Annotated in this window: 6 protein-coding genes; 2 read left to right on the top strand and 4 right to left on the bottom strand. The window is 38.5% G+C overall.

The window, feature by feature from the left end:
• Nucleotides 1–11 precede the first annotated feature (11 nt).
• The 3 genes from K1X82_07450 to K1X82_07460 form a co-directional block, all read right to left on the bottom strand.
• Nucleotides 12–974 carry a D-2-hydroxyacid dehydrogenase gene (locus tag K1X82_07450; protein ID MBX7181931.1) on the bottom strand — a complete coding sequence of 321 codons (963 nt, stop codon included), beginning with the start codon at nt 972–974 and terminating at the stop codon, nt 12–14.
• A gap of 92 nt (nt 975–1,066) precedes the next feature.
• Entirely contained in the window at nt 1,067–2,677 is a 1,611-nt protein-coding gene (locus K1X82_07455) for a tetratricopeptide repeat protein (protein ID MBX7181932.1), read from the bottom strand.
• Between the two features lie 42 nt (nt 2,678–2,719).
• A complete protein-coding gene (locus tag K1X82_07460; protein MBX7181933.1) occupies nt 2,720–3,658 on the bottom strand; it encodes a substrate-binding domain-containing protein in 939 nt (312 codons plus the stop codon).
• Between the two features lie 135 nt (nt 3,659–3,793).
• On the opposite strand from K1X82_07460, the gene guaB reads away from it, so the two are divergent.
• Both guaB and K1X82_07470 read left to right on the top strand, forming a co-directional pair.
• Nucleotides 3,794–5,260 (top strand): IMP dehydrogenase, encoded by a 1,467-nt coding sequence (gene guaB / locus K1X82_07465; protein MBX7181934.1) that lies wholly within the window; start codon nt 3,794–3,796, stop codon nt 5,258–5,260.
• Nucleotides 5,261–5,317: 57 nt separating this feature from the next.
• Complete coding sequence (locus K1X82_07470) at nt 5,318–5,974, top strand: carboxypeptidase-like regulatory domain-containing protein (protein MBX7181935.1); 657 nt, start codon at nt 5,318–5,320, stop codon at nt 5,972–5,974.
• A 503-nt stretch (nt 5,975–6,477) separates the two neighbouring features.
• On the opposite strand, the gene K1X82_07475 is transcribed toward K1X82_07470, so the two are convergent.
• A partial coding sequence (locus tag K1X82_07475) for a DNA mismatch repair protein MutS (protein MBX7181936.1) occupies nt 6,478–6,809 on the bottom strand: 332 nt, incomplete at its 5' end.

The raw sequence follows: 6,809 nt of genomic DNA on the forward strand, positions 1-6,809 counted from the left end.
CCTAAAGGTATTTAGTTTTTTTGGAAAAAGTCAATAATTTTTTTGGCCATTTCCACCCCAATTCGTTCTTGAGCCTCGAGGGTGCTAGCTCCAATATGCGGAGTTGAGGAAACTTTTGGATGTTGAAGCAAACTAGTTGATGGGGTTGGTTCATTGACAAATACATCCAAACCTGCTCCTGCAACTTGTCCCGATTCCAGTGCGTCGAAAAGTGCTGCTTCATCAATTACACCTCCGCGAGCAGCATTAACCAAAATAACACCTTTTTTCATTTTGGCTAAGGTATCAGCACCGATCAAGGCTGGAGAACCTTCCTTATGTGGTACATGCAAGGTGATAAAGTCGCTTTGGGTGATAAGATCTTGAAAGCTTCCGGTGTTTATTTCTACGGTGATTTTTCCAATACCAAATAGTTCCAATTCAAGTTCAGCAGCTTGTAAAAATGGATCGTAGGCTTTTATTTTCATTCCGGATCCAATTCCTATTTTGGCAACTGCCTGTCCAATTCTGCCAAAACCAACAATTCCTAAAGTTTTACCTTTTAGTTCTACTCCGGCAGAATAGGCTTTTTTCAAATCGTTGAACTTAGAGTGGCCATTGCTTGGCATTTCAATATGTGCAGATTGCAATTGACGAGCGATGGAATAAAAATGAGAGAATACCAATTCTGCAACACTTTGAGAAGATGAATCCGGAGTGTTAAGTACTGTGATTCCTCGTTCCTGGGCTGCTGCTACATCAATATTATCAAGTCCTACCCCGGCTCTGCCAATAACCTTCAAGCCTGGGCAGGCATTAATTAAATCTGCCCTCACCTTGGTTGCACTTCGAACAACTATTCCGGTGAAATTACCATTGTTGAGATAATCAATAAGTTCTTCTTGATTTATTTTTTCAGTTATTACGGTAATTCCTGCTTCTTCAAGCAGTTGTTTTCCAACGGAGTCAATACCGTCATTGGCAAGTATTTTCATGGTTTTATGGTGGATTAATCTCTCAAAAGTAGGACTACGCCACTTTCAATAAACAAGGAAAATACAAGGATTATTAACAAGGATTCAACGAACTATTTTTTACCCTTTGTTTTAATTTCATTGGTAATGATGTCGAGGAATTTCTTGGCATCGGCATCTTCGGGGGCTACTTCCAAGGCTTTTTCGTACATTTCTTTTGCCTTGGTTAATTCGTCTTTTTGAGTACTTACGTAACCTAAGTATTTATAGGCTGTTAGCAGATCTTTAGCGAATTTTACTTTATCGGAAGATGCAATTTCAACCACTTTTTCGTAATAAGGAACTGCAGCCAAGGTTTTTAATTTAGAATCCAATAAGGAGTTTGTTAAGCCTTTCCAGTAATAACCTAAATGCACGGTCGGGGTTAATTCAACAACTTTAGAAAAGGCTGAATCAGCGCGATAGAGTAGGGCAGTGTCGGTTTTAGATGCTTGGAAAGCTAAATAATTAGAGCGACCAAACTGAAACCAATCAGTTGATTTGGATTTGGGTAATTTTACTTTCATGGCATAAACATTGGCTGCCTTTGAATAGAGTTTTTTGTCAGAATAGCTTTTTGCAAGATCGGTTAATAAATCAGTTTTGCTGGAATCCAATTGAATGGTTTTAACTATATTAATTTCAGCTAATGAATCGTTACCTGATTTTAAATAGGCTTTACTAAGATATTCGTAATCTGAAGGAAGAATTTTTTTAGAGTCAACTTTTGAAAAGAACTCTTTTAGGTAACTCAAAGCTTCGGCATGTTTCCCTTGTTCTTCCAGGGAATAACCTAAAATACGGTTAAGAATATTGTTGTTTGGGTCTTCTTTCTTAATTATGTTAATTAATGCTTCCACTTTATCGTACTGCTTATTAAAGAAGTAGAAATAAGCCATTCGTGTTTTATATTCAGTAGTTGATTCGGTTAAAGTCAAGAATTTCTCATAACTTTTTACTGCCAGATCATAGCGTTTAACCAAGTAATAAATTTCACCTAATTCTCTATGGAACGGGGCAAAGGTGGAGTCTTTATCTCGACCTGTTTTAAAGCTTTCAATAGAGTTGTCGTAACTTTTGGCGTTAAACCATAAATCACCTTTTTTAAGATATGCCAAAGGTTTATTGGGGTCAATCATAATAGCGGTTTCGTAGGCAGTCATTGCGGCACCGCCACCATCCGGTTTTTGGACCTGAGCATCACCCAGTGCAATTTGGGCATCATAGCTTTTTTTGTCGAGGTTGGTTGCCCTGGTTAGGTAAAGAATAGCTTGATTTAAGTCTTTATTTTTGGAAATGGTATATGCTTCTCCAATCATTATTTGTGCTTTTGCATCCTTTGATGAAAGGCAAGCTAAGGCGATTTCAAATTGTTTTTTTGCATCTTCCACTTTACCATTATCTAAAGCCAATAAACCCATTCCAACGTAATTGCCGGGGGCTTTAGGATTAAGAGCAATACCTTTTTCAAATATGGTTCGGGCCGAGTCAATTTTTCCTTGAGAATAATATAATTTACCCAAGTGGTAACTGGCGTCAGAATTACTGCCTAAAATATTCTTGAGGATGTTTTTGGCTTGATTGTAACGCTCGTTTTGGATGGAATTAATTCCTTGTTCTAAGGTTTGAGAAAATGCGTAAATGCTAGCAAATACAAGGGAAACTGATAAAATTGTCTTTTTCATGGAGACGGTGTTGCTTTTAGTAAAAGGAGGCAAAAATAGTCATTAACGGAAACCAACCACTCTTACCGGAGCAGTTGCAGGAACAATTCCTGATTTTAAAATAATTCGTTGACCTTTATCGCCTGCAACAAATGCTGCAAACCCTGTGCCAAGACCTGTTCTTCCTTCTCTGCTGATGATGTACAAGGTTCTGGTTAAGGGGTACTGTTTGGTGGCAATATAGGCCTGGTAAGGTCCAAAATATTCAGGTTTTAATGGATTGCTTTCTAAAGGTTGAATATCTAAAACTTTAATTTTACTCATAAATTTCTGTGATGCCGGATCATCGGAATCGCTAATCCAATTAACACCAATTATTCCAATGGCATTCTTGTGGGAAGCAACATATTCAATAACTTCCTGATTTGATTTTACGGCGAAACAATTTTTAGGAAAGTTTTTTTCTTTCAGGAAGTTTTCTTGAATGTATCTGGCGGTGCTACTTCCGTTATTATCGAATACTATGTTTATTGATCCCAAACCGCTGCCTTTCTTTAACGAATCCCAGGTGTATGTTCCATCAAATACACTTTTTAAATCGACATAATCCACCCTATTTAAATCATTTTCAGGATGTACAATGAGGGCTAAAGCATCATAGGCTATTTTTGCGGTGGTAGGAAATATTTTTTTTGATTTGAAATATGCCTTTTCCTGTTCGTTTAGTTCTCTTGAACTTACCACCAAACGCATACTATCTTCCAATAGTTTTTTAAATGCTTCTTGTTCCGGAAGGTAATTAGCAACAATTTCTGCCTCCGGATAAAGGCTTTCAAAAGTGCTTACCTGGGAATCAATAATAGGTGTAAATGTTTCATCTACCGAAATAGCTATTCGTCCGCTGGTTGGGTTATCTGCCGGCTTTTTTACTTGAGTTCCACAAGAAGAAAGAATGGCCATTAAGCAGAAGGAAAGGATAATAAAATTGCTTGATTTAATCATGGTTTTCGTTTTTTTGCTAACGAAGGTTGCGAATGTAAAGTATCTTTATTCGTGTGGATGTTAAAAATTACTTATAGATGGTTTGCAGCCTTATTTTTCTTATTTTTGCACGAATTAGTTTCCTAATTCAACTCCATGCCAGCTTCCGACAACAAATTTTTAGGTGAAGGTCTCACCTACGATGATGTATTATTAGTTCCTGCCTATTCAGAAGTCTTACCTCGCGATGTCGATGTAAGTACTTACTTTACCAGGAATATTAAAATTAATGTCCCTATCGTTTCTGCCGCAATGGACACGGTTACCGATTCGAGTCTGGCCATTGCAATTGCTCAGGAAGGAGGTATAGGAGTTCTGCATAAGAACATGACCATTCAACAGCAAGCCAATGAGGTTAGAAGAGTAAAACGGTCGGAAAGTGGAATGATTTTAGATCCGGTGACTTTATTAGAGAATGCCTTGGTAGGGGATGCCCTCCAAATAATGAAGGAGAATAAAATTGGTGGGATTCCGGTAATTAATGCCAATGGAACTTTAGTTGGAATTGTCACTAACCGTGATTTGCGTTTTGAAAAGAATCCAATGCGTCCGGTGGCTGAAATAATGACCAAAGAGCATTTAGTCACCACCCATGCCCGTGACTTAAAAAAGGCCGAGGCTATTCTTCAGGAATACAAAATCGAAAAACTTCCGGTAGTAGATAAAAGTTATAAGTTGGTTGGATTAATTACCTATAAGGATATTATCAAAAACAAACTTAGGCCGAATGCTTGTAAAGATGAATTGGGTCGATTAAGGGTTGCTGCAGCAGTGGGAATTACACCGGATACCTTTGAAAGAGCTAAAGCCCTGGCCGATGTTGGGGTTGATGCTATAGTAATCGATACAGCACACGGACATTCTAAAGGGGTTATAGATACCTTAAAGGATATTCGGAAAAAATTGCCGAATATGCAATTGGTGGTTGGAAATATTGCCACCGGTGAGGCTGCAAAAGATTTGGTTAAGGCCGGAGCCGACGCAGTTAAGGTTGGAATTGGACCCGGCAGTATTTGTACTACTCGAATTATTGCAGGTGTTGGTGTGCCTCAATTAACCGCAGTTTATGAGGTTGGGAAAGCTCTTAAAGGTAGCGAAGTTCCTTTAATTGCGGATGGTGGAATCCGGTTTACCGGTGATATTGTTAAGGCTTTAGCTGCCGGCGCAAGCTGTATTATGGCCGGTTCTTTGTTTGCCGGTACCGAAGAATCTCCGGGAGAAACCGTTATTTTTGAAGGTAGAAAGTTCAAAACATATCGAGGAATGGGGTCTGTGGAAGCTATGCAAAAAGGTTCCAAGGATAGGTATTTTCAAGATGCCGAAGACGATATTAAAAAGTTAGTTCCCGAAGGTATTGTTGGAAGAGTACCATATAAGGGAAGTATTGGTGAAATTGTATATCAAATGGTCGGTGGTTTAAGAGCCGGAATGGGCTATTGCGGTGCAGCCAATATCAACAAATTGCAAAAAGCCAGGTTTATTCGAATTACCAATTCAGGTATAAGGGAAAGTCATCCGCATGGTATTACCATTACTAGTGAGGCTCCGAATTATAGTAGGTAAGATAATTAACGACTTTTGTGCTCTCCTAATTAGAAAACAGGGTACTTTTGCTTTGTCATGAATAGACTATTCAAACTTTTACTAGGTTGCCTTTTTGTTTTAAATGCCATCTTGGTGCAAGCTCAAAATGCTGAGTCTAAAAAGGAAAAGGAATTAATTCAGTTTTCCGGTGTGGTATTAACCCATGATAGTTTAACTCCTGTTCCATATACCTCTGTTATGATAAAGGGAACCAACCGGGGTACCTTATGCGATTATTATGGTTTCTTTTCCTTTGTTGCTGCCAAAGGAGATACTATCCAGTTTTCGTGCATTGGCTTCAAAAGAGCATCCTATGTAATTCCTGATTCACTTACGGGTGGTAGGTATAGTTTAATTCAAGTGCTGATACCGGATAATATCTTTTTGAAAGAAATTTCTATCTACGCCTTTCCAACGAGAGATCAATTTCGTCAAGCCTTCATGAATTTGAAAATTCCAAATGATGATTATGAAAGGGCAAAATTAAATTTGGATCAACAAATTATGTTGGAGAAGTATGAAACTTTGTCACTCGATGGTAAAGAAAACTATGCCTTGGCGATGCAACGTCAAACCGCTATTTTATATCACACCGGGCAATATCCTACATATAATATTTTCAATCCAATTGCCTGGGCAAAATTTATTCAGGCCTGGAAAAATGGTGATTTAAAAGATAAAAGGAAAAAATAGCAAAATCTGCAGAATACCCCTCTAACCGGGTATTTTCCTGATTTGATTTGTCATTATTCCAGCTAGTTGTCGGGCTATTTCTTAATAACCGGGAAAGTCTTGCATTTGATGCAATTCTGGTTTTTTTTGTCAGACCCTGCTTCTTCCAATTGCATATCTGTAATAGTCCAATGATGCTTCGCACTACTTTTCCCAAACAGCTTTTGCATTGGTATTTATCCCTGTATTTTTCAATATAATTTTGGGACTATTTTTTCCAAAAAGATTGGTAAAGAACTATCAGGTTGAGGTTGCGCCTCGGGCAACGATAGAGGCAAGTAGCCCACAGGCCCGCTATGGCGCTAGCCTAGCGGGACGAGGACTACAGCCGAAAGCGTGACCCGAACGCCCATCTTGCAGGACTTGAACTTTGCAACAAATTTTGTTGGGCGGAGGGGGCCCGCATACCAGAAATTTAAAATAATAACCAGTTTGTTCTAATTAACTTTTACAGCATTGCCAGGTTACTTTCCTAGTACACGTTTGATTTCGTTTAACTTCATTAAAGCCTCTACAGGAGTCAAGGTGTTAATGTCGGTTTTGAGAATTTCTTCCTTAATTTGAGATAGAACCGGATCGTCTAATTGGAAAATGCTTAATTGGAAATCAGGTGTGGTTGAATCGGATTTTCCTGTTTTTTTTCCGGATTTTTTGTCGGTTAGAACTTCGGAAGAATGATCTTTTTCCAGATGAGAAAGAATCTGATTTGCCCGTTCAATAACCTTTTTAGGCATACCTGCCATTTGAGCTACGTGAATACCGAAGCTATGTTCGCTACCTCCTTCCACCAACTTTC

The sequence above is a fragment of the Bacteroidia bacterium genome (assembly GCA_019695265.1).
Lineage (GTDB): Bacteria > Bacteroidota > Bacteroidia > JAIBAJ01 > JAIBAJ01 > JAIBAJ01.